The 21,354-nt window shown below is 65.4% G+C and carries 23 protein-coding genes and 1 tRNA gene; 14 read left to right on the forward strand and 10 right to left on the reverse strand.

Going from position 1 to position 21,354, the window contains the following annotated elements; all coding sequences use genetic code 11:
* The first annotated feature begins 6 nt into the window (after nucleotides 1-6).
* From SBA_RS06335 to SBA_RS06345, 3 genes are all read left to right on the forward strand, one after another.
* Nucleotides 7-858, forward strand: coding sequence for a cytochrome c1 (locus SBA_RS06335; RefSeq protein ID WP_224548590.1), 852 nt, complete (start codon nucleotides 7-9; stop codon nucleotides 856-858).
* Nucleotides 859-939: 81 nt separating this feature from the next.
* Nucleotides 940-1,476 carry an adenine phosphoribosyltransferase gene (locus SBA_RS06340; RefSeq protein ID WP_261936264.1) on the forward strand — a complete coding sequence of 179 codons (537 nt, stop codon included), beginning with the start codon at nucleotides 940-942 and terminating at the stop codon, nucleotides 1,474-1,476.
* A gap of 32 nt (nucleotides 1,477-1,508) precedes the next feature.
* Complete coding sequence (locus SBA_RS06345) at nucleotides 1,509-2,585, forward strand: endonuclease/exonuclease/phosphatase family protein (protein WP_261936265.1); 1,077 nt, start codon at nucleotides 1,509-1,511, stop codon at nucleotides 2,583-2,585.
* A gap of 2 nt (nucleotides 2,586-2,587) precedes the next feature.
* On the opposite strand, the gene SBA_RS06350 is transcribed toward SBA_RS06345, so the two are convergent.
* On the reverse strand, nucleotides 2,588-3,214 hold the full coding sequence (locus tag SBA_RS06350; protein ID WP_261936266.1) for a 5'-methylthioadenosine/S-adenosylhomocysteine nucleosidase: 627 nt from the start codon (nucleotides 3,212-3,214) through the stop codon (nucleotides 2,588-2,590).
* A 100-nt stretch (nucleotides 3,215-3,314) separates the two neighbouring features.
* Here SBA_RS06350 and SBA_RS06355 point away from each other — a divergent pair, with 100 nt between their 5' ends.
* Nucleotides 3,315-3,473, forward strand: coding sequence for a hypothetical protein (locus SBA_RS06355; protein WP_224548594.1), 159 nt, complete (start codon nucleotides 3,315-3,317; stop codon nucleotides 3,471-3,473).
* A 66-nt stretch (nucleotides 3,474-3,539) separates the two neighbouring features.
* On the opposite strand, the gene SBA_RS06360 is transcribed toward SBA_RS06355, so the two are convergent.
* Nucleotides 3,540-3,614, reverse strand: a tRNA-Val gene (locus tag SBA_RS06360).
* Between the two features lie 144 nt (nucleotides 3,615-3,758).
* Between SBA_RS06360 and SBA_RS06365 the strand changes: the two genes are divergently transcribed.
* On the forward strand, nucleotides 3,759-5,090 hold the full coding sequence (locus SBA_RS06365; RefSeq protein WP_261936267.1) for a dicarboxylate/amino acid:cation symporter: 1,332 nt from the start codon (nucleotides 3,759-3,761) through the stop codon (nucleotides 5,088-5,090).
* Nucleotides 5,091-5,114: 24 nt separating this feature from the next.
* Here the strand turns inward: SBA_RS06365 and cpdR are convergent, their stop codons facing one another.
* Complete coding sequence (cpdR, locus tag SBA_RS06370; RefSeq protein WP_224548596.1) at nucleotides 5,115-5,501, reverse strand: cell cycle two-component system response regulator CpdR; 387 nt, start codon at nucleotides 5,499-5,501, stop codon at nucleotides 5,115-5,117.
* Between the two features lie 142 nt (nucleotides 5,502-5,643).
* Here cpdR and SBA_RS06375 point away from each other — a divergent pair, with 142 nt between their 5' ends.
* A complete protein-coding gene (locus tag SBA_RS06375) occupies nucleotides 5,644-6,537 on the forward strand; it encodes an N-formylglutamate amidohydrolase (RefSeq protein WP_261936268.1) in 894 nt (297 codons plus the stop codon).
* A 3-nt stretch (nucleotides 6,538-6,540) separates the two neighbouring features.
* On the opposite strand, the gene SBA_RS06380 is transcribed toward SBA_RS06375, so the two are convergent.
* From SBA_RS06380 to SBA_RS06390, 3 genes are all read right to left on the reverse strand, one after another.
* Nucleotides 6,541-8,448 carry an acyltransferase family protein gene (locus SBA_RS06380; RefSeq protein WP_390902436.1) on the reverse strand — a complete coding sequence of 636 codons (1,908 nt, stop codon included), beginning with the start codon at nucleotides 8,446-8,448 and terminating at the stop codon, nucleotides 6,541-6,543.
* 395 nt (nucleotides 8,449-8,843) lie between these two features.
* Entirely contained in the window at nucleotides 8,844-9,860 is a 1,017-nt protein-coding gene (locus tag SBA_RS06385) for a class 1 fructose-bisphosphatase (protein WP_261936270.1), read from the reverse strand.
* A gap of 102 nt (nucleotides 9,861-9,962) precedes the next feature.
* Nucleotides 9,963-10,859 (reverse strand): tetratricopeptide repeat protein, encoded by an 897-nt coding sequence (locus SBA_RS06390; protein WP_261936271.1) that lies wholly within the window; start codon nucleotides 10,857-10,859, stop codon nucleotides 9,963-9,965.
* 138 nt (nucleotides 10,860-10,997) lie between these two features.
* On the opposite strand from SBA_RS06390, the gene SBA_RS06395 reads away from it, so the two are divergent.
* The gene (locus SBA_RS06395; RefSeq protein WP_261936272.1) at nucleotides 10,998-11,786 is read left to right on the forward strand and encodes a TerC family protein; all 789 of its coding nucleotides are present in this window, start codon (nucleotides 10,998-11,000) and stop codon (nucleotides 11,784-11,786) included.
* 301 nt (nucleotides 11,787-12,087) lie between these two features.
* Nucleotides 12,088-12,429: a DUF2322 family protein gene (locus SBA_RS06400; protein WP_261936273.1), complete on the forward strand. Its 342-nt coding sequence runs from the start codon at nucleotides 12,088-12,090 to the stop codon at nucleotides 12,427-12,429.
* 100 nt (nucleotides 12,430-12,529) lie between these two features.
* Here SBA_RS06400 and SBA_RS06405 read toward each other — a convergent pair whose 3' ends face one another.
* The 3 genes from SBA_RS06405 to SBA_RS06415 form a co-directional block, all read right to left on the reverse strand.
* The gene (locus tag SBA_RS06405) at nucleotides 12,530-13,900 is read right to left on the reverse strand and encodes a class II 3-deoxy-7-phosphoheptulonate synthase (RefSeq protein ID WP_224548608.1); all 1,371 of its coding nucleotides are present in this window, start codon (nucleotides 13,898-13,900) and stop codon (nucleotides 12,530-12,532) included.
* A gap of 142 nt (nucleotides 13,901-14,042) precedes the next feature.
* A complete protein-coding gene (locus SBA_RS06410) occupies nucleotides 14,043-14,390 on the reverse strand; it encodes a Rap1a/Tai family immunity protein (protein WP_315975809.1) in 348 nt (115 codons plus the stop codon).
* 54 nt (nucleotides 14,391-14,444) lie between these two features.
* On the reverse strand, nucleotides 14,445-15,683 hold the full coding sequence (locus SBA_RS06415) for a YceI family protein (protein ID WP_261936274.1): 1,239 nt from the start codon (nucleotides 15,681-15,683) through the stop codon (nucleotides 14,445-14,447).
* Nucleotides 15,684-15,934: 251 nt separating this feature from the next.
* Between SBA_RS06415 and SBA_RS06420 the strand changes: the two genes are divergently transcribed.
* Nucleotides 15,935-16,372, forward strand: a complete 438-nt coding sequence (locus SBA_RS06420) for an acyl-CoA thioesterase (protein WP_224548611.1) — start codon at nucleotides 15,935-15,937, stop codon at nucleotides 16,370-16,372.
* Nucleotides 16,373-16,464: 92 nt separating this feature from the next.
* On the opposite strand, the gene SBA_RS06425 is transcribed toward SBA_RS06420, so the two are convergent.
* Nucleotides 16,465-16,842, reverse strand: coding sequence for a DUF983 domain-containing protein (locus SBA_RS06425; protein ID WP_066600185.1), 378 nt, complete (start codon nucleotides 16,840-16,842; stop codon nucleotides 16,465-16,467).
* A 93-nt stretch (nucleotides 16,843-16,935) separates the two neighbouring features.
* Here SBA_RS06425 and pabB point away from each other — a divergent pair, with 93 nt between their 5' ends.
* The 5 genes from pabB (at nucleotide 16,936) to msrA (ending at nucleotide 21,341) form a co-directional block, all read left to right on the forward strand.
* Complete coding sequence (gene pabB / locus SBA_RS06430) at nucleotides 16,936-18,105, forward strand: aminodeoxychorismate synthase component I (RefSeq protein ID WP_261936275.1); 1,170 nt, start codon at nucleotides 16,936-16,938, stop codon at nucleotides 18,103-18,105.
* Nucleotides 18,106-18,166: 61 nt separating this feature from the next.
* The gene (locus tag SBA_RS06435) at nucleotides 18,167-18,790 is read left to right on the forward strand and encodes an aminotransferase class IV (protein WP_224548614.1); all 624 of its coding nucleotides are present in this window, start codon (nucleotides 18,167-18,169) and stop codon (nucleotides 18,788-18,790) included.
* 215 nt (nucleotides 18,791-19,005) lie between these two features.
* Nucleotides 19,006-20,208, forward strand: coding sequence for a pyridoxal phosphate-dependent aminotransferase (locus SBA_RS06440; RefSeq protein WP_261936276.1), 1,203 nt, complete (start codon nucleotides 19,006-19,008; stop codon nucleotides 20,206-20,208).
* A gap of 322 nt (nucleotides 20,209-20,530) precedes the next feature.
* Complete coding sequence (locus tag SBA_RS06445; RefSeq protein ID WP_224548616.1) at nucleotides 20,531-20,683, forward strand: hypothetical protein; 153 nt, start codon at nucleotides 20,531-20,533, stop codon at nucleotides 20,681-20,683.
* Nucleotides 20,670-21,341 (forward strand): peptide-methionine (S)-S-oxide reductase MsrA, encoded by a 672-nt coding sequence (gene msrA, locus SBA_RS06450; RefSeq protein WP_261936277.1) that lies wholly within the window; start codon nucleotides 20,670-20,672, stop codon nucleotides 21,339-21,341. The genes SBA_RS06445 and msrA overlap by 14 nt, the downstream gene beginning before the upstream one ends.
* Nucleotides 21,342-21,354: the final 13 nt, after the last annotated feature.

A 21,354-nucleotide genomic window follows, 5' to 3' on the forward strand; every position in this document is an offset into this window, starting at 1 on the left:
GGTAATATGGTACGCATCGGCGCATTTCTCGTCGGCCTCTTCTTCGCGGGCTGGCTGGTCATTTCCTTCCTCGTAGGCGCCTATGCCTATGTCACTGAGCCGCCGGCGGCCACGGTGGAGCATGAGTTCCACCTGGCGCCCAAGCATGTGTCTTTCTCGTTCGACGGACCGCTCGGCAAATATGACCAGGCGCAGTTGCAGCGCGGCTTCCAGGTGTTCAAGGAGGTCTGCTCGGCCTGTCACAGCCTGAAATTCGTCGCTTTCCGCGACCTCGCGGCGCTCGGCTATAATGAAGCGGAAGTGAAGGCGATCGCCAAGCAGTGGGCGATCAAGACCCCGTCGGTCGATCCGGCCACGGGCGAAGCGTCCAGCCGCGAACCGGTTCCGGCCGATCACTTCCCCAAGCCCTTCGCGAACAATGTCGCGGCGGCAGCGGCGAACAACAATGCGATCCCGCCCGATCTGTCGCTGATGACCAAGGCCCGCCATCATGGCAGCGCCTATGTTTATTCGCTGCTGACGGGCTTCCAGGCGCAGCCGGCCGAATTGCTCAAGGAGTTCCCGGACTCCAAGACGCCGGAAGGGCTGCACTACAACCCATATTTCGCCAACCTGAACCTCGCCATGGCGCCGCCGCTGACGGCCGAAGGCCAGGTGACCTATGGCGACGGCACCAAGGCGACGGTCGACCAGATGGCGCAGGACGTAGCTGCGTTCCTGACCTGGACCGCCGAACCGAAGCTGGAAAATCGCCGCCGTGCAGGGCTTGCGACCATCCTCTTCCTGCTGATCGCGACGGGCCTGGCCTATATGTCCTACCAGAATATCTGGGCGGACAAGAAAAAGGCCGCCGCCTGACGGCCGATGTCCGCAGGGACGACAGACTAAAGGGGGCGCGGTTTCGATTGGAACCGCGCCCTTTTTCATTATGGAGACGCCATGAGCATCGACAGCCTGACCGCGCTGGTCCGCACTATCCCCGATTTCCCCAAGCCGGGCATCCAGTTCCGCGACGTGACTACCCTGCTGGCCGACGCCAGGGGGCTGGCCGAACTGGTCGATCATATGGCTGCGGTGGCCCGGCCGCTCGATCCGGACCTGATCGTGGGGATAGAGGCCCGCGGCTTCATTCTGGGCGCGGCGCTGGCGCTGGCGCTGGGCAAGGGCTTCGTGCCGTTACGCAAGGCAGGCAAGCTGCCCGGCAAGACCGTGGGCATCGACTATGTGCTGGAATATGGCACCGACCGGCTGGAATTGCACGAAGGACAGGTGCCGCATGGCGTGCGGGTGCTGCTGGTCGACGATCTGATCGCCACCGGCGGCACCGCGCTGGCGGCCGCGCAACTGCTGCGCGAACAAGGCGCGAGCGTCCTGATGGCCCTGTTCGCCATAGACCTGCCCGATCTGGGCGGCATGGCCGCGCTGGAGGCGGACGGCGTCGCGGCGCAGGCGATCATCGCCTTCGACGGCGACTGACCTTCGACGGCCATGTGGTGGGGTTGAGGCATATGCTGGCAAGGGCGAACCGGTCGATCTCGGGCATCCGTCACGCCGTCCTCGCGTTTGCGCTCCTGATATCGGGCTGTGCCGCGCCCTTGCCCTTGCGATCGCTAGCGTGCGGCGGGGGCGCCCCGATCATCGCTGCGACGCCCGACGGACAGATGGCCGCCACCACATTGTCCGTGCTCACCTATAATATCGAGGGGCTGGGCTGGCCCGCCCGCACGGGCCGCGCACCGTCGTTGCGCGCCATCGGCGATCGCCTCGCAAATCTGCGCGCAGCGGGACAGGCGCCCGACATCATCCTGTTCCAGGAAATGTTCAGCGGGGCAGCGAAGCGGGCGGTCGCCGCCACCGGCTATCCCGCGATCGTCACCGGTCCCCGCCGCACCACCCGCGCCCGTGGCGTGACGAAGGAAACGCTGCCCGGCCGATCCCATATCAAACGCGGCGAGATCGGCCTGCACCTGACCGGCAGCGGCCTGGCCATCGCGTCGCGCTATCCGATCGTGGAGGTCGATATGCACGCCTATGGTCGTCGCTCCTGCGCGGGGATCGACTGCCTCGCCAATAAGGGGATCGTGCTGGCGCGCATCGTCATTCCCGGCGTGCCGACGCCGATCGACATTTACGACACGCATATGAACAGCCGCGGTGCCTCGCGTGCGCCGGCTCATCGCAACCTCGCCGCGCACGACCGCCAGTCGCTCGAAGCCTCGGCCTTCATCGACCGCAGCCATGACGATGCCTATCCGTTGATTTTCGGCGGCGATTTCAACATGCGCCATTCCGAATCGCGCTGGGAGAATTTCTCGCGCTATCAGTCGCTCGATCTGGTGCATCGCATATGTGCCAATCCTGCGTCGGATTGCGACGTGCGCCTGTCCTGGGACGGCGACGAACCGTGGATGGACACGCAGGATCTGCAATTTTTCTGGCCGGGCGACAGGGTGTCGATCCGCCCGATCCGGGTCGAGGCGATGTTCGACGGCGGCCTGAGCGGTCCGCGATTATCCGACCATGACGGCTTTTTGGTCACCTATCGCCTGTCCTGGCCCCGCGGCCAGCCCCCGCAGGGCTGTTAAACTCAGGCGGCGCGCGCCAGCGCTTCTGGCAGCAGGTCCACCGCCGCAGCCAGCCGTTCGTCGAGCAAGTCCAGCAACTCCATCCAGCCATGAATGTGATCCAGCTCGCCTGGTCCGTCCGATATGCCGCGCAGGCCCATCAGCGGCACGTCGAAGCGTGCGCAGGCCCGCGCCACCGCGAATGTCTCCATGTCGACCATGTCCGCATCGATCGTGGCATAGTCCGCACCACCCACGATATTCGCGCCGGTCGACAGGCGAGCGAGCGGCAGAGCCAGCGGCGTCGCCAGCGGCAGGTCGACGGGATGGTCGATGAAGGGGGTCACGCCCCTGGTGAAGCCCAGTCGCGACGCATCCATGTCGCGCCACGATACACTCGCCACCTGGAATATATCGCCGAGCGGGCAAAGGCGCGATCCCGCGGATCCCAGGCAGACTAGGAGGTCGGGCAAGGCACGTTGCCGCTCCATATCCTGCAGGGCCATGCCGGTGGCCAGCGCCGCTTCGACCGGTCCGACACCGGTCAGCAGCGGCGTGAATCGCGCGCGCAGATGCGGTCCATATTCGGCTTCGACCGCCATCACGAACAGCACGCGCCGACCGCCCATGGTTTCGCATCCCGTCGTCATGGCCGATCCTTTGCCCTCATTGCCTGTCTGTAATGTTCGGGACATCCCCGTGACAGCAGCGCAGCTTATAGTCGAGAGCCTGTTTCCCCGTGAGTCGACCATGCGCATGCCCATTCCCATTCCCTTCCCCGTCCGATTCTCCGATGAGGAAACGATCACCGCCGCCGACATAGAAGCCTGGGCAAAGGTTGAGCGTGCCCTGGCGGGCAAGCGCGACGCCTGCCAGAAGCTGCGCCGGGGAGTAGCTGCGGCACGCTAGGCCGGATCGATCAAAGAAAGGAAAAGAGAAAGCCCGCCGCTTCGAGAGAAGCGACGGGCTTTGTCATGGTGGGCGTGGCAAGGATTGAACTTGCGACCCCTGCGATGTCAACACAGTGCTCTACCACTGAGCTACACGCCCGCCGTGGAGGGGGCCAATAACGGGGGTAGGGCGACCGCGCAAGCGGGAAATTGAAACGCGCCGATATTCTTCTGGCCGATATTCTTCTGGACAGGCCGGGGGTGACTCATATGCTGCGATCCAAACAGGGGGACGCCAAGACATATGCTGCCATCGCCATCTTCGCCGGTTCAGGCGGCGTCCCGGCTGCCCTTCTATCGCCAGCTCTATGTCCAGGTGCTCGTCGCGATTGCGCTGGGCGTGCTGATCGGCCATGTCTGGCCCGACGCAGGCAAGCAACTCAAGCCGCTGGGCGAGGCCTTCATCAAGCTGGTGAAGATGGTCATCGCTCCGGTCATTTTCCTGACCATCGTCACTGGCATTGCGGGAATGAAGGAGCTGGGCGCGATCGGCCGGGTGGCGGCCAAGGCGTTCGCCTATTTCCTGACCTTCTCCACCCTGGCGCTGGTCGTCGGCCTCATCGTCGCCAATGTCGTGCAGCCCGGTGCGGGCCTCAACATCGATCCCGCGACGCTCGATGCCGGCAAGGTGGCGGACTATGCCCATCAGGCGCATGAGCGCACGCTGACCGGTTTCCTGATGAGCATCATCCCGTCGACCATGGTGTCGGCGGTGGCGGACGGCAACATCCTTCAGGTATTGTTCGTGGCGATCCTGTTCGGCATTGCGCTGACCATGATCGGCGACAGGGCGCAGCCGCTGATGACGGTGCTCGAATCCGCCAGCCATGCGGTGTTCAAGCTGGTCGCCCTGCTGATGAAGGCGGCGCCGATCGGCGCCTTCGGGGCGATGGCCTTCACCATCGGCGAATATGGCGTCGGCACGCTCGCCAATCTCGCCGGGCTGGTGGCGACCTTCTACCTGACCTCGCTGCTGTTCGTGCTGGGCGTCTTGGGCACGGTGGGCTGGTTCGCGGGGTTCAACATCCTCCACTTGATCCGCTATCTGAAGGCGGAACTGCTGCTGGTGCTGGGCACATCCTCATCGGAAGCCGCGTTGCCCAGCCTGATCGAGAAGATGGAGCGCGCCGGTTGCCGCAAGTCGGTCGTAGGGCTGGTCGTGCCGACCGGCTACAGCTTCAACCTCGACGGCACCAATATCTATATGACGCTGGCGGCGTTGTTCATCGCGCAGGCGTGTAACGTCCATATCAGCCTGGAGCAGCAAATCCTGCTGCTGCTGGTCGCGATGATCTCGTCGAAGGGCGCGGCGGGGGTCACCGGCGCGGGCTTCATCACGCTCGCCGCGACGCTCTCGATCGTGCCGTCGGTGCCGGTGGCCGGCATGACGCTGATCCTGGGCGTCGACCGTTTCATGAGCGAGGTCCGGGCTCTCACCAACTTCATCGGCAATGCCGTGGCGACGATCGTGGTGTCGGCCTGGGAGAAAGGGCTGGACCGCGAGCGGTTCAACGCCGCCATGGCGGGGCGGCCGCTCGATCCGACGCCCGACATGGAGGAAGTGGTGCCCGATTAAAGCCGGGCGTCGCGGGAGCCGGTTTTAGGGATTGTCCGTCGAGGCCGGGACGCTTTCGCTGCCGAACATTCGCTCGACCTCCAGCACCAGGTCGCGCAGGTGGAAGGGCTTGGACAGCACCTTGGCCTGCGGCACCGCCTTGCCGGCCTTCAGCGTGACCGCGGCGAAGCCGGTGATGAACATGATGCGCATGTCCGGCGCCACCGACGCGGCATGTTGCGCCAGTTCGATACCGTCCATTTCGGGCATCACGATATCGGTCAGCAGCAGGTCGAACCGGTCCGTGTCGATATGGGGCAGCGCGTCGCGGCCATTCTCCACCGACACGACCTCATACCCCGACCGTTCCAGCGCACGGGCCAGATAGGTCCGCATGCTCTCGTCATCTTCGGCCAATAAAATGCGAACCATCGCCCCCAACACTCTCATCCGGCCGCCCCGCAGCCCTTGGCGCGCACCCGACGGGGTGGCGCGAAGCCCCTTTATATGCGACAAGGTGTAAATATTATCCAGCCGGGCAAGTTTTTTCGGCGCGCTGGCGAAAGGAGCCGCATTGGATCATTCCGCGCCGCGCGCCCCGACCCATAGCGAAGCCGCCTTCGACCTGTACGGTCCTGCGATTCCTGATCGTCCCGCCGTGATTTCTGTCCCCCATGCGGCCCGCGACTATGGCGACGATCTGCTGGCCGACGCGCGCGTGCCCTTGTCGATCCTGCATCGGTTGGAGGATCGCTGGGCCGACCTTCTGGTCCACCCTTTGATCGCGCTGGGTTTCACCGTCGTCGTCGCCCGCGCGCCGCGCGCGCTGATCGACCTCAACCGACATGAGCGCGAGATCGATCCCGGCATGATCGCCGACCTGCCGCGCGACGCCGCGCTCCAGAGCAGCGCCAAGCTGCGCGGCGGCCTTGGCCTCTTCCCGCGTCGCCTGCCGGGCGCGCATGAATTGTGGCGCGGCCCGATGCGCTGGGCGGAGGCCCGCCGCCGGATCGAAACACTGCACCGGCCCTATCACGCGGCGTTGGCCCAGGTGATGGCCGCGGCGCGCGACGCGCACGGCCATGCGATCCTGATCGACATTCATTCCATGCCGCCGCTGCCTCCGTCCGGCGCCGGCAGGCCGGCGCCGGCTATTGTGCTGGGCGACCGGTTCGGTCGCAGCGCCTCGACCCGGCTGATGACGCTGGCGGCCGATGTCGCGGGGGGTCAGGGCCTGATCGTGGCGCAGAACCACCCTTATGCCGGCGACCATCTCATCGACCGGCATGGCCGGCCGGAGCACGGGTTACACGCGCTGCAGGTCGAAATCGATCGCGTGCTCTATCTGGATGCGACGCTGGACCGACCGGGGCCGGGTCTGGTGCGGATGCAGGCGGTCGTGACGCGCATGGTGCAAGCGCTGGCGGCGGAATTGCCGCGCGCGGGCTATGCACTGGCCGCCGAATAGGGGTCAGCGGCCGGCTGCGATCACCCACCGCGCACCCGTGGTGCTGAGATGGTGCGAATCGAAATAGAGCGGCTCGCCGTCGCGTTCGATGGCGCAGGAGCCGGTCGGGCACAGGGCCGCGACGGGATCGATCAGCGACACCCCACGCGCCTGCCAGCGGGCGAAGAGGGCGCGCAGATGCGCGGTTCTTGCTTCGACATGGGCGCGGTCGATGCCGCGTGCCTCTGCCAGCTTTCCGGCCTGCGCCAGATGGGCCAGATGGCGCGGTACGTCGAACGGCTGGGGCGGCACCGGCCCGATCAGCACCACCTGCCGTCCTTCGGCACGGATGGCGGCGATGGTGCGGTCCAGCTTGGCGACGAAGGCGGGATCATCGAAATCGCCATTGGCCCAGAAGGCGGCCAGGTAAATGCGCCGGATTGCCGGATCGGCGCGAATCGCATCGAATGCCGTCTGGTTCGCGGCGGCGCAGCGGGCGTCCTTCGCCTCATAGCCCAGCACAGGCGGGCAACTCGACGTGGTACGTTCGATCAGCGATCGATTCTGCGCCTTGGCATCCAGCGACAAGGCGTAGGCCAGTTCGACGCCATGGCTGTCGCCCCACAGCATAGCGTCGGGCGGCACCGATGCGCCGAGGGTGCAGGGCGTCGCGTTACGCATGAATATGTCGTGGCATTGCTTGCGCGTCGGCGCGAAATCCTTCTGCCCTGCCATCTGCGCCAGCACCTGCGGACCGAAGCGCGAGGGCCAGCCGCCCATCGCCAGCAGCGTCAACGCCAGCGCGCAGAGCAGGCTCATCGCCGCCGCGGTGAACAGGAAGATCGTCCGCGCCGGCATGCGTCGTGGATCGCGGAAGGGGCGCTCGACCAGGCGCCAGGACAATGTTCCCGCCAGCAGCGCTGCGCCGATAACCGCGATCCGCGTCCCTCCCGCGAGCGGCAGGTCGGTCGCATATTCGGTGAAGACGATCAGCGGCCAGTGCCACAGATAGAGTGAGTAGGAGATCAACCCTATGCCGACCAGCGGGCCCCAGCCCAGCAACCGGCCGATCCGCGTGTCGGGGGCGGCATGGATCAGTGCAGCGGCGCCCAGCACCGGGGCGAGGGCGGTGATGCCGGGAAAGATCGTGGTGCGATCGTACAAGGCGACGGCCAGTGCGATCGCGAGCAGCCCCAGCCCGGCCACCAGTTCGCGCAGCCAGCGCGCCCGGATCGCCGGCACGGCGCCCAGCGCCAGCAAGGCCCCGGCAAACAATTCCCAGGCGCGGGTCGGCAACAGGTAGAAGGTGAAGCCGCTGGTGTCCCGTTGCATGACGATCGCGAGCGCCAGCGATGCTGCGGCGATGGCGGCCACGACCCCGGTGCGCCAGCGCGGCGCATAGCGCGCCAGCAGCATCAGCAGGATCGGGAAGCCGATATAATATTGCTCCTCCACCGCCAGCGACCAGGTATGGAGCAGGGGCTTCACGTCTGCGCCGCCGGAAAAATAGCCGGTGTCGGTGAAGAACCACAGATTGGAGGCGAACAAGGTCGCCGCCAGCGCCGACCGCGGCACGCCTTCCAGATCGCCGGGCAGATAGAACCAGGCCACGCCAGCCAGCACGATCAGGATCATCAGCGCCAGCGCGGGCATGATCCGGCGGAAGCGGCGTTCGTAGAAACGGGCGAGCGAGAAGCGGCCGTCATCGACTTCGCGGGCGATGATCCCGGTGATCAGATAGCCCGATATGACGAAGAAGATGTCGACCCCGACATAGCCGCCCGAAAAGCCCGGCACATGGGCGTGGAACAGCAGCACCGGCAGGATCGCGAGTGCGCGCAGTCCGTCGATGTCGCGGCGATAGCGCGCGGCGGAATGGGGGGCATTGGCGGTTCCATCCGCCGGTCCCGAAGCGGGAACTGGTCCGTGCATGGCGCCGGGCTTAACGGCCAAGCCCTGACATTTGCTTTATGCGGGCGGATGCGACTCGGAAAAAGAGTGCGACTGCGCAGCAGGCTGCGACGGCGGCGCGGTGTGTCGGCGCCCGATTGCGGAATTTGCAATCGCACCTCTGTCCTTCGCATTTGCGAAAATCCGGCCGGCGAGACAAAAAGACTGTGCCTTTCAGGCATCCTCTCCTAAAACTTTCGGGCCGGTCTTGCGATCGGCCTTTTTTTTGTCATTCGGTTGGGCTAGAGCGACATTGCTGTTCGGCGCGCCATATAACAAGTTTCTGGAGAGGAGCCGCCGGTAAGACCGGCAAGGCGAGCCGAAGTATCAGGGGGATCGAGCGCCAGCCGCGCTCTCCCCCTTTTTTCTCGCCCGGCTCAGGCCGTCTCCATTTCCTTGCCATAAGCGACGACCGCCGCCACTTCGGCCTTGTCGCCCAGCACCACGCCGACGCGCTGGTGCAGGCCGGTAGCGGCAACGTCCATGATGGGCATGAAGCCGTCGCTCGACGCGCCGCCCGCCTGCTCGATCAAATAGCTCATCGGATTGGCTTCATACATCAGGCGCAACTTGGCCTTGCCCGGATTGCGGTGGTCATAGGGGTACATGAAGATGCCACCGCGCTTCAGGATGCGATGCACGTCGGCCACCATGGAGGCGGTCCAGCGCATGTTGTAATCCTTGCCGCACGGCCCCGCGCCACCCGCGACGCGCTCGTCGATATAGCGGGTGATGGCGGGCGACCATTGGCGGCGGTTGGACATGTTGATCGCGAACTCGCACTTGCCCTGGGGCATCTTCATGTCCGGGTCGGTCATGACCCAGCTTCCCACTTCGCGGTCGAGCGTGAATTCGAACACGCCGGTGCCGACGCTGAGCACCAGCAGCGTCTGCGGCCCGTAGATGGCGTAGCCCGCAGCGACCTGCTGACGGCCGTCCTGGAGGAAATCCTCTTCCGTCACCTGCCGCCCGGCGCAGGCGTCGGGCGCCTTCAGAACCGAGAAGATAGTGCCGACCGACAGATCGACGTCGATATTGCTGGAGCCGTCGATCGGATCGAACAGCAGCAGATATTCGCCCTTGGGATAGCGATTGGGGATGAGATGGATCGTCTCCATCTCTTCCGAGGCCATCGCGGCCAGATGCCCGCCCCATTCATTGGCGTCGAGCAGCAGTTCATTGGCGATCACGTCCAGCTTCTTCTGCACCTCGCCCTGCACATTCTCGCTGTCCAGGCTGCCCAGCACTTCGCCCAGCGCACCTTTGCTCACCGCATGGCTGATCGTCTTGCACGCGCGCGCGACGGTTTCGATCAGCAGGCGCAGTTCGCCGGGCAGGACATTGGCGTTGCGTTGCTGTTCGATCAGGAAACGGGTCAGGGTGGTCCGGGACATATGCCGCCTTTCGCAAGAGATGGGTTTTGCGGCGCTATGCCGCGGCATGGAAGGGAACGGCCCGTCGCTACGGCACCCGTCCGCGCAAGTCCAGACGCCGCATCATCCTTCCGTCGCCCGCCGTTGCGCGTCGTCGCGCCCGACCGCCAGGCCGCGGACGCGGGTTGCATCCTCCTCCGCGCCGCCGGCCTGGCGATAGGCGTGCTCGGCCCCGGCATAATCGCCGGCCCGTTCTGCGCACAGGCCGGCGTTGAACAGCAGCGACGGGTGGCCGGGCAGCGTCCCCGCCATTGCCGCCCATTGGCCGCGGGCCGCCACCGGATCGCGCTGCGACAGGCGGATGCTGTCCTTGAACGCCTGTCCCATCGCCTTGTCCATGCCCTCGCGCCCTTCGCGCAGGCGGATGCGATAATCCTCATGGCGCGGCAGAATGTCGTCGGCGAAGCGGTCGGCCGCGGTCCGCACCATTCTGGCGACGACCTCCCTGGGGCTGGGCTTGCCCTTGTCGCCGGGGCAGGTGGTGATGGTCTCGCTCTGCGGCCGGGTCTGGGTATAGAGGATGCGCCCGTCGTCGCTGCGCGCCACGCGCAGGGGGGAGGAGAAGCTGACCATTTCCTGCAGGCAGGTCGCCTCCACCTTGTCCTTGCGCACGCATTTGTCGCCCTGCTTCTCGGCGCATTGCTCGACCTTGCGCTTGACGTCGCCCTCGCGCACCGATGCGTCGGCCATGCCGCTGACCAGCACATCGGCGTCCGGCCCGCGGCGCGACAGGGCAACGAGGTCGTAATAGGGCCGCCCATCGGGGCCGCGCCGGCTCAACTGCCCCTCGATCGCCAGCCCCAGCGCCATGCCGTCGCGGCCGGCGATCCGGTCGATGCCGATGCTGCGGGCCAGGCTGACCTCGCGATAGGGCGCCGGAAAATGGCCGTTCATTTCGAAGACTTCGGCATAGGCCGGCGCCGCGAGGCCCAGCGCCGCAAGGCACAGCATGAAACGCATCGATATTCCCCCCAAATCGAACGGTCCAGCATTAGAAACTGGGCCTTCGGGCATCAAGCAGCAACAAAGCGACGCTAGCATGATCGCGCCGTTTCGGTACGCTGCTGCTTGTCCCGACCGGGTGCAATAGAGGATGCTATGGACAGTCTGATTACCGCCTTCACCGACCCTACGGCCCTTGCCGCGCTTGTTGCGCTGGTGGTGATGGAGGTGGTGCTGGGCATCGACAATCTGGTCTTCATCTCCATCCTGACCAACAAATTGCCCGAAGCGCAGCGGCCCAAGGCGCGCAAGATCGGCATCGGCCTGGCGCTGGCGATGCGGCTGGTGCTGCTTTCCATGATCGCGTGGATCGTGGGACTGACGCAGCCTGTGTTCGACCTGGGGCTGAGCGGCCCGCTGGACCAGCATGGCGCGCCGACGTTCGAAACCAATTTTTCCTGGCGCGACCTGATCCTGATCGCAGGCGGCCTGTTCCTGATCTGGAAGGCGACGCGGGAAATCCACCATAATGTCGATCCGACACCGGCGGACGGGGGGCTGGACAAGAAGGGCGTAGCGACCATGACCTTCGGCGCGGCGATCGTGCAGATCATCCTGCTCGACATGATCTTCTCGCTCGATTCGATCCTGACGGCGGTGGGCATGACGGACAATCTGGCGGTCATGTACATCGCCGTGATCGTGGCGGTGACGGTGATGCTGATCGCGGCCGATCCGCTCGCCAACTTCATCGCGCGCAACCCGACCGTGGTGATGCTGGCGCTGGGCTTCCTGCTGATGATCGGCGCCGTGCTGATCGCCGACGGTTTCGGCGTGCATGTGCCCAAGGGCTATATCTACGCGGCGATGGCTTTCTCCACGCTGGTGGAGTGTCTGAACATCTTCGCGCGCCGCGCGCAGCAGCGGAAGAATGCGGCAGAGTAGGGGCGGCAAGGTCATAGCGCCGAAGTTCACACCGTTGTCGGGCGATATCGGCCCGACGCGCTTGCCAAGCGCCTGCAAGGCGTCCCCGACGCGTCCCTTCCTACACCATGGCGGCACGACCGGCGCGCCAGGGACGCGGCGCTTTTCGCGAGGCAGGGGAGGGCAGGCATGGTGATCCATCGATCAGGATAGATCAGATGAAATCCTACATTGGAAGCTTATTGGATTGTGCCGGATCGATTGCGCAGGCGGGCGGAAGATGCAAAAGGCCGCCGCGACTATCAGGACAGGACTAAGACCCATGCTGGCAAAAATCGAACCGGGCGCGACCTTCAAGGATAATCTGGCCGGGCTGCCGTCGATCGACGGGCTGGCGCGTATCGACCTGACGGATGCGCGTGGCGCGATCGTTGCGACGATCGAAAACCAGCCGGGCAAGCAGGGCTCGCTCGCGGTCTATCATTATCTTGGGCAGGCGTTCGGCGCGCTGGACGCGGCTGCGGCGGACCATGGCCTGGCCCTATTCGCGGAACATAGCGCCGATGCCCGCAACCGTCCGGGCGCGCATCCCAATGTCGATCGGCTGATCGCGATTGCCGAAGGTGGCGCGGCGCTGGACATCGTGGTGGTGGCTGAGGGCTGACCGGGCCTTTTGTTGCTTTCAGAAGAAAGAGGCTTCGACAGGCTCAGGCGTAACATAGAGCAAGGGGGCAGGATCGCATGATCCCGCCCCCGTTTTTTCGTCAGGCCGCGGCGCGGCGTTCCTTCAGTTCTTCATTGAGCATTTCGGCCAGCAGGAAGGCCAGTTCCAGGCTCTGCGCCGCGTTCAGGCGCGGGTCGCAATGGGTGTGGTAGCGGTCGGCGAGGCCCTCGTCGGTGATGGCGATGGCGCCGCCGGTGCATTCGGTGACGTTCTGGCCGGTCATTTCGGCATGAATGCCGCCGCCGAAGCTGCCCTCGGCGCGGTGGACGGCAAAGAAGCCGCGCACTTCGGCCAGGATGCGCTCGAACGGACGCGTCTTGTAGCCGTTCGCCGCCTTGATGACGTTGCCGTGCATCGGGTCGCAGGACCAGATGACCGGATGGCCTTCGCGCAGCACCGCGCGCACCAGCTTGGGCAGGCCCGCCTCGATCTTGTCATGGCCGTAGCGGGTGATGAGCGTGATGCGCCCGGCTTCCCGCTTCGGGTTCAGCGTGTCGAGCAGGCGTAGCAGTGCATCCGGTTCCAGGCTGGGACCGCATTTCAGGCCGATCGGATTGCCGATGCCGCGCAGATATTCGACATGGGCCGACCCTTCGAAGCGGGTGCGGTCGCCGATCCACAACATGTGCGCGGACGTATCGTACCAGTCGCCGGTCAGCGAATCCTGGCGGGTCAGCGCCTGTTCGAACGGCAGCAGCAGCGCTTCATGGCTGGTGTAGAAGCTGGTGCCGCCCAACTGGGGCACGGTTTCGGCGTCCAGACCGCAGGCGCGCATGAAGTCGAGCGCCTGGCCGATCTGGTCGGCCATCGCCTCGAATTTCGCGGCCCAGGGGCTGCGGCCCATGAAATCGAGCATCCAGCCATGGACGCGATCCAGCGACGCATAGCCGCCGGTCGAGAAGGCGCGCACCAGGTTCAGCGTCGCGGCCGACTGGTTATACGCCTGCACCATGCGCTGCGGGTTCGGCTCGCGGGCTTCGGGCGTGAAGGCGATGTCGTTGACATTGTCGCCGCGATAGCTGGGCAGTTCCACGCCGCCGATCGTCTCGGTATCGGCCGAGCGCGGCTTGGCGAACTGGCCGGCCATGCGGCCGACCTTCACCACCGGCAGCTTCGACGCGAAGGTCAGCACCACCGCCATCTGAAGCAGCACGCGGAAGGTGTCGCGGATATTGTTCGGATGGAATTCCGCGAAGCTTTCCGCGCAGTCGCCGCCCTGCAACAGGAAGGCGTCGCCGGTCACGACCTTGGCGAGATCTGCCTTCAGGTTGCGTGCCTCGCCCGCAAAGACGAGGGGCGGAAACTGGCCAAGCTGGGCCTCTACCGAGGCAAGCGCCTCTGCGTCCCGGTAAAAGGGCATCTGGATGCCCTTATGCTCCCGCCAGCTTTCCGGCGTCCACTTCGCCGCCACGTCGAGTCTCCTTCGCACAAGATAAAATAGGCGCCGCCCCTACGCTTGTCTGCGGAGCAAGGCAAGAATGTACCAGTTAGGCCATGGGCGCACGCAATGAATTGTCGCGATCAGGCTTTCAGAGGAACCTGGTCGGCTCGCTCTATTTCGTGCAGGGCCAGCGCTCGTTCAAGGCCACGCTGACGAGGACCGAGGCGGGCGTCTTGCGCTGGTCGGGCCAGCGTTCGAGATAGGCGATGACGGTCTTGCGGGCTTCTTCCGCGCTCATCCGGTCGGGCCAGCAGACCGGGCGGGCGCGGCCGATGAACATGTCCTTGCGGATGCCGTCGACCACGCCGACGATATAAGCGGTGCAGGCGAGCGCATATTCCGGCGCCTTGTTGCGGCATTTGGCGAGCAGGGTCGTGCCGGTTTCGAACATGAAGGCCTGCGCCGCGACCGGGGTGGGGGATGCGGCGAGCAGGGCAGCGGCTAAGGGGAGGAGGCGCATCATCATGTGTCCCTTATCCTGTTCCGGCCTGCGCGGGAGCAGGCTGTTTTTTCTTCAATTCTTTCGCTTCGCGGTGAAGGCGAAGGTCAGCGCCACCTGCGGACCAAGCCCGCCGCTGCTGTCGCCATTGCCCACGCCGAAAAGCGCGCGGGTGATGGTGGCGCTGCCCGACACCTTGCGGGTAGCGTCCTTGCCGGACAGGGTGAAGCGGATCGTCTGCGGTTTGGATACGCCCTTGAGCGTCAGCGTGCCGCGGGCGCGGTAGCTGTTCGGACCGGTGGCTTCCGCGCCCTTGGCCGTGAAGGTTGCGGTGGGATGAGCGGCGACACCGAAAAATTCGTCGCCGGGCAACATCCCGTCCTTATAGGCGTCGCCCACGCTGGCCGAGGCCATGTCGATCGTCACCTGGATATCGGCGCTGTCGGGATGATCGGGGTCCATGACGATCTGCGCGGTCCATTTGGAAAAGCTGCCGCTGATCGTCTCGCCATCATTGCCGACGGAGAAGCCGATGCGGCCGCCGGGCTGCACGGTCCAGGCGGGCGGCGGGCCGACGGGTAGTTCGGCGGCGGCTTCGCTGGCGTTGGCTGCTGCGTTTTCAGCCGGGACGGCGGCGTTGGCGGCTTCCGCGACATTGGCGTCTTCCGCCGCGGCATTGGCGGGGTCTTCCGCGACCGGGACGGGCGCCGATGCAGCCTGCGGCGCGGGCAGGATCGCGCGGCCGGCGACGAAGCCGACCAGAATCAACGCGGGCAGCCCGATCAGCAGAGCGGTGGAGCGCCCCGGCACCATCCGCCAGATGAGGCCATCGCGCATCAGCAGATGATGGCGCAACGCGCCCGCGACGTGCAGCGCCAGCAGCGCGATGCCCAGCCAGGCGAGCAGGCCATGGCCGTTTTCGGCGAGGCCATGCGCACTCGCTGGCAAGGGCAGATGGGGCAGGGGGATGACGCCGAACAGCAAGGTCGGCACCTTGACCTTTGCGGTCGATACCAGCGCCCAGCCGGTGAGCGGCGCGCCCAGCATGAAGGCGTAGAGACCGACATGTACGCCCGACGCGAGTGCGCCCTGCCAGCCATTCTCCAGCTTGGCCGGGCGCGGCTTCCAGAAACGCACGGCAATCCGTGCCAGTGTCAGCGCGAGCACGGTCATGCCGACCGACTTGTGCAACTGGTAGAGGGCGAAGCCGCGCGCGCCCAGATCCTCCAGCGCCCAGCCGACGGCGATCTGAAAGGCGAGCAGGGCGGCGATCGCCCAGTGCAGGAAGATGGCGGCCCGGCTATAGCGTTGCATGGTGGTCCCCTGGATCATGGCGGACCCGAAACTATGACGCCCGTGCGGCCAAGTCCATCGTCCGGGCGCGAAACGCTTCGTTGCCGCCGCACCGCCTTATGTGTCCCAAAGGACGCAGTTGCGGCATTTTTATGGGCGCGATTGCATCACCCGCTATCCGGGTTAAGAGGCTTATCTGTTGGATTGACGCGATTTCCGGCGTCCGATCGGAAGTCGCTACGGCACGCTCATAATCAGGGAAATAGCAGGACATGGCCAAACCCGAATCCTGGCGTCTGAACCCGGAGGCTTATCGCTTCGTCACCAGCATCGACACGCGGTTCCAGGATCTCGACACCATGGGCCATATCAACAATGTGGCGATCTCCGGCATTTTCGAAACCGCGCGCATCCGTTTCCACCATCATATGGGCCGCCATCCGCAGGAGCAGGGCGTGCGCTGGCTGGTCGCGAACGTGAACCTGAACTTCGTCGAGGAATCGCATTTCCCCTATCCGTTCGAGGTGCATTGCGCGATCGGCCATATCGGCCGCACCAGCTGGACGATCAGTTCGGCCGGCTTCCAGAAGGGCGTGTGCGTCGCCACCTGCGACACCACGGTCGTCACCCATGGCGCCGAAGGCCGCCGCGCGATCGACGACACGCTGCGCGAGGCGATGGAGCTGAACTTCCTGCGCCAGCCGGAGTGATTTCAAGCGCCATTTAAGCGTTGCGTGTTCCCGCCTGCGCGGGAACACGCAGGGCGTTAGTCAGCAGTCAAGGGACTGAATGTCGATCGGTCCTAGCGAAATCCCGCCATGCGCCGGCTCCATTGCACCGCGATCACCGCGCCCTTGACCGGCTGGATCATCGCCACGGCCAGCAGCACGGCGAGGCTGGGCCAGATCAGCGCCTGCCAGCCCAGCGGGATGGCGAGGGCGCTGTTCACCTCGATCATCAGGGGCACCAATATATGGCCCAACAGCAAGATGACGATATAGGCGGGGAAGTCGTCCGCCTGATGCGCGTCGAGCGCCAGGCCGCAGGACGGGCAATTGGGCGCGGTCTTGAGGAAGCGGGCGAACATGCGCCCCTCGCCGCAGGCCGGGCATCGTCCCCGCAGCCCATGCCCGATGGCGGCGCCGGTCGGGCGATCGGACGGGGGTGCGGGATCGGTCACGTCCCGGCAGCTAGGGGCTTTGAATGCCGGGCGCAATGGCGCGTCTGTGGCTTACCGCCTTTCGCCGATTGTAAAGCCTGTTAAGAAGCGCCCATGCGTCTGCCCGGTCCCAACGAAGCCTATTGCCTGTTCGACGACGCGCGCGCGCGCAGCGTGGCGCCCGCGCGCCTCTACCGCGACCCGGTGGAGGTCGTCGTCGCCCGCCGCATGGCCGATGTGCAGCCTGCGCTCGACCGCATCGCCGAAGCGCAGGAGAGCGGCCTGCATGTCGCGGGCTATATGGCCTATGAGGCGGGACTGGCGCTGGAGGAGCGGCTGGCGCCGATCGCGCACCGGCAGGACGCGGGCGCTGCGCCCCTGCTGTGGTTCGGCCTGTTCGAAGGGGTGCGGCTGATCCCGCCCGGCACGCTGCCCGACCTGCTGCCCGACCCGGCGGGCGCGACCGTCGGCCCGCTGCGCCCCTTGGTGGACGAGGCCGCCTATGGCGTCGCCTTTGGCCAAGTGCAGGATTATATCCGCGCCGGCGACATCTATCAGGTCAATCTGACCTTCCCCTGCGATGTCGATGTCGCGGGCGACCCGCTCGCCCTCTATGCCGCGGTCCGGCCGCGCGCCGCGGCGGGCTATGGCGGGGTGATCCGCACCGGCGATCGATCGATCCTGTCCTTCTCGCCCGAACTCTTCTTCACCCAGGTCCGCGGCCAGTTGACCGCGCGACCGATGAAGGGCACCGCCACCCGCGCCGCCGACCCGAATGCAGATGCGGCGCAGGCCCGCTGGCTGGAAAGCGACGCCAAGCAACGCGCCGAAAATCTGATGATCGTGGACCTGCTGCGCAACGACCTGTCGCGGGTGTCGCGCGCGGGCAGCGTGATCGTGCCCGACCTGTTCAAGGTCGAAACCTATCCCACCGTGCATCAACTGGTGTCGACGGTGCGCGCGCGCATCCTGCCCGGCCTGTCGCCGGTGGACGTGCTGCGCGTGTTGTTCCCCTGCGGCTCCATCACCGGCGCGCCCAAGGTGCGGGCGATGGAGATCATCGATGCGGTCGAACCCCATGCGCGCGGCGTCTATACCGGCACGATGGGCTGGATCGATCCGGAAGGCGACGCCGCGTTCAATGTTGCCATCCGCACCATTTCCGTCGAAGAAGGCGCAGGGACGGGGCGGCTCGGCCTGGGGTCCGGTATCGTCGCGGATTCGGATTGCGCATCCGAATGGGCGGAGTGCCTGGCCAAGGGGCGCTTCCTGTCGCTCCCTTGACCCTGGGCCTGATCCCTTAAGAGTGGTTGACTTTTGGCGCGGTGGGGCTTGAAAAGTTTCAATGGCATTGGCTGACGGACGGTTCGACCTCATCGAAACCATGGCCTTCGATCCGCTCGAAGGCATCAGGTTGCTGGAACTGCATCTTGAGCGGATCAAGGCGAGCGCCGACGCGCTCGGCTTCCATTTCGATCGCCATGATGTGCGCAACGAATTGCAGGCTGCGACCTTCCGCCTGCGCGACCGCAGCCGGGTGCGGCTGATGGTGTCGCGCGGCGGGGCGATCGCGATCGAGGTGCGCGGTCATCTGGGCTGGCCCGACCCGATCATGAAGGTCGCGGCCGTGCCGCGCCATGCGCCCGCGGATGACCTGCGCCTGCTGCACAAGACCAGCGATCGCAGCCTCTACAAGGACGCGCTGAAACGTGGCGGCACCTATGAAGTGCTGCTGATCGATGCGCAGGGCTATCTGACCGAAGGCTGCTTCTCCTCCATCTTCGTCGAACGGGGCGACAAGCTGGTGACGCCGCCTCTGGCGCGCGGCATCCTGCCCGGCATCTTGCGCCAGAGCCTGATCGACATGGGGGAGGCGGTGGAAGGCGACCTGCGCCCCTACGACCTGGAGCGCGGCTTCTTCATCGGCAATGCGGCGCGCGGCATGGCCGCCGCGACATGGTCGCGGTGACCGGGTAACGCCGAATATGGCGCGATAGCCGCGCTATTGTGCCGTAAAGCCAATAAGCGGCATCTGGCCGGTTGCCCCTTTCTCCGTTGCACATTAAGGGACGCCGCGTCCGCTTTTGTTGCGGACGTTGGGGATTCTATATTTTTTTGACGCGATTTCCGAGTCAACAGGCTGTTTCGCCTAGTTTGAAATCGCTCTGAGGAAAGATTGTTGCCATGAGCCAGACTTCTGCCGCCTTGGGTCGCATCCAGCCGTCCGCCACGCTCGCCATGAGCGCCCGCGTGAACGCGCTCAAAGCCGAAGGCGTGGACGTTATTGGCCTGTCGGCCGGCGAGCCGGACTTCGACACCCCCGATTTCGTCAAGGAAGCGGGCATTGCGGCGATCCGCAACAACCTGACCCGCTACACCGACGTGGACGGCACCGCCGATGTCAAGGAAGCCGTCGCCTTCAAGTTCAAGCGCGACAATGGCCTGACCTACAAGCGCAGCCAGATCAGCGTCAATTCGGGCGGCAAGCACACATTGTTCAACGCGCTGGTCGCGACCGTCGATGCGGGCGATGAGGTCATCATCCCGGCGCCCTATTGGGTCAGCTATCCCGACATCGTGAATTTCGCGGGCGGCACCCCGGTGTTCATAGAAGGCCCGGCGAGCCAGGGCTACAAGATCACCGCCGCCCAGCTGGACGCCGCGATGACTCCGCGCACCAAATGGGTGATGCTGAACTCGCCGTCCAATCCGTCGGGCGCGGCCTATTCGGCCGACGAACTGAAGGCGCTGGCCGACGTGCTGCTGCGTCACCCGCATGTGCTGGTGATGACCGACGACATGTATGAGCATGTCTGGTACGCATCGACTCCCTTCGCCACCATCGCGCAGGTCTGCCCGGAGCTGTACGACCGCACCTTGACGGTCAATGGCTGCTCCAAGGCCTTCTCCATGACCGGCTGGCGCATCGGTTTCGCCGGTGGCCCCGAATGGATCATCAAGGCGATGAGCAAGCTCCAGTCGCAGTCGACCAGCAATCCCTGCTCGATCAGCCAGGCTGCCGCCGTCGCCGCGCTGACCGGCCCGCAGGACTTCCTGGAAGAGCGTAACGGCGTGTTCCGCAAGCGCCGCGACATGGTCGTCGCCATGCTGAACGACGCGCCGGGCCTGGATTGCCCGACGCCCGAAGGCGCCTTCTACGTCTATCCCGACGCCAGCGGCGTGATCGGCAAGGTGACGCCCAAGGGGGTGACGATCGACAGCGACGAGACGCTGATCGGCTATTTCCTAGACGAAGCGAAGGTCGCCGCCGTTCATGGCGCGGCCTTCGGCCTCTCGCCGGCCTTCCGCATCAGCTATGCGACGTCGGACGACGTGCTCAAAAAGGCCTGCACGCGGATTCAGGAGGCGTGCGCCGCGCTTCGTTAACGAGAAAGCCGCACCAGTCTTCAAGCGAGGCATGTGACTCGCTTGAAGACTGGTGCGGTTTCGCGCGGCATCGCTGCGCCCAGAAATATCACAAAATGGAAACGGTCCTTTTCGCACCGCGCCGTCTTGCGATTGACGCGGCATGGCTTATATGCCCGTTGCATAGAGAAACTGATTTAAGGACTGCCGCCTTTCGTCGTTCTGTCCCTGGCACTGGTCGAAACCCGCTCCCGCGCGGCCGGCCGTTCAGTCAGGGGCAAGGCGCATGGAGGTAGTCGACAGGTCGAGACGGCCTGAACCATATTTTAGAAAGGCGTTGGCCATGGTGGCATTCCTGAAATCCGATCTGTTCCTGCGCTTCCTGGGCGGGTTCGCGATCGGCGCGGTGGGCATGTTCATGCTCCAGCCGGAGGAGGCTCCGGTATTCGGATCGCCCGCGATTGCGGCGACCTCGACCAACAGTGCGGCGCTCTGACAGCCTCGCCCTGATTGCTCTGGCGGCGCTTGTCGTCGCCACGCCTCTGCGCGCCGAGCGCGCCGTCCTCGCCCCCGTTCCGACCATCGACGCCGCGCCCACGCGCAAGCTGGAGACGGCCGTGTTCGCCGGCGGCTGCTATTGGGGCGTCGAGGGGGTCTTCTCCCACGTCAAAGGTGTCCATCTCGTCGTCTCCGGCTTTGCCGGCGGACCGCGCGATCGCCGTGTCGACTATGACATGGTGAGCGGCGGCGACACCGGCTATGCCGAGGCCGTGCGCGTCACCTACGATCCCGCGCAGGTCAGCTACGGCACCTTGCTGCGCATCTTCTTCTCGGTGGTGGCCGATCCCACCACGCTGAATTATCAGCAGCCCGATCATGGCACCCAATATCGCAGCGCGCTGTTCCCGCTGAACGACGGGCAGGCCAAGGCGGCGACCGCCTATCTGGCGCAGATCGGCAAGGCAGGGCTGTGGCGCGATCCGATCGTGACCAGGGTGGAGCGCTTCACCGGCTTCCAGAACGCCGCGCGGGACCATCAGGATTTCATGCGGAAGAACCCGCGCCATCCCTATATAATGCGCTGGGACGCGCCGAAGCTGGCCGCGTTCAAGGCGATGTTTCCGACCCTCTATCGCGAGACGCCGTCGGCCTGAAGGCCGGGCGAGA

Origin of the sequence: Sphingomonas bisphenolicum, from assembly GCF_024349785.1 — a bacterium.
GTDB lineage: Bacteria > Pseudomonadota > Alphaproteobacteria > Sphingomonadales > Sphingomonadaceae > Sphingobium > Sphingobium bisphenolicum.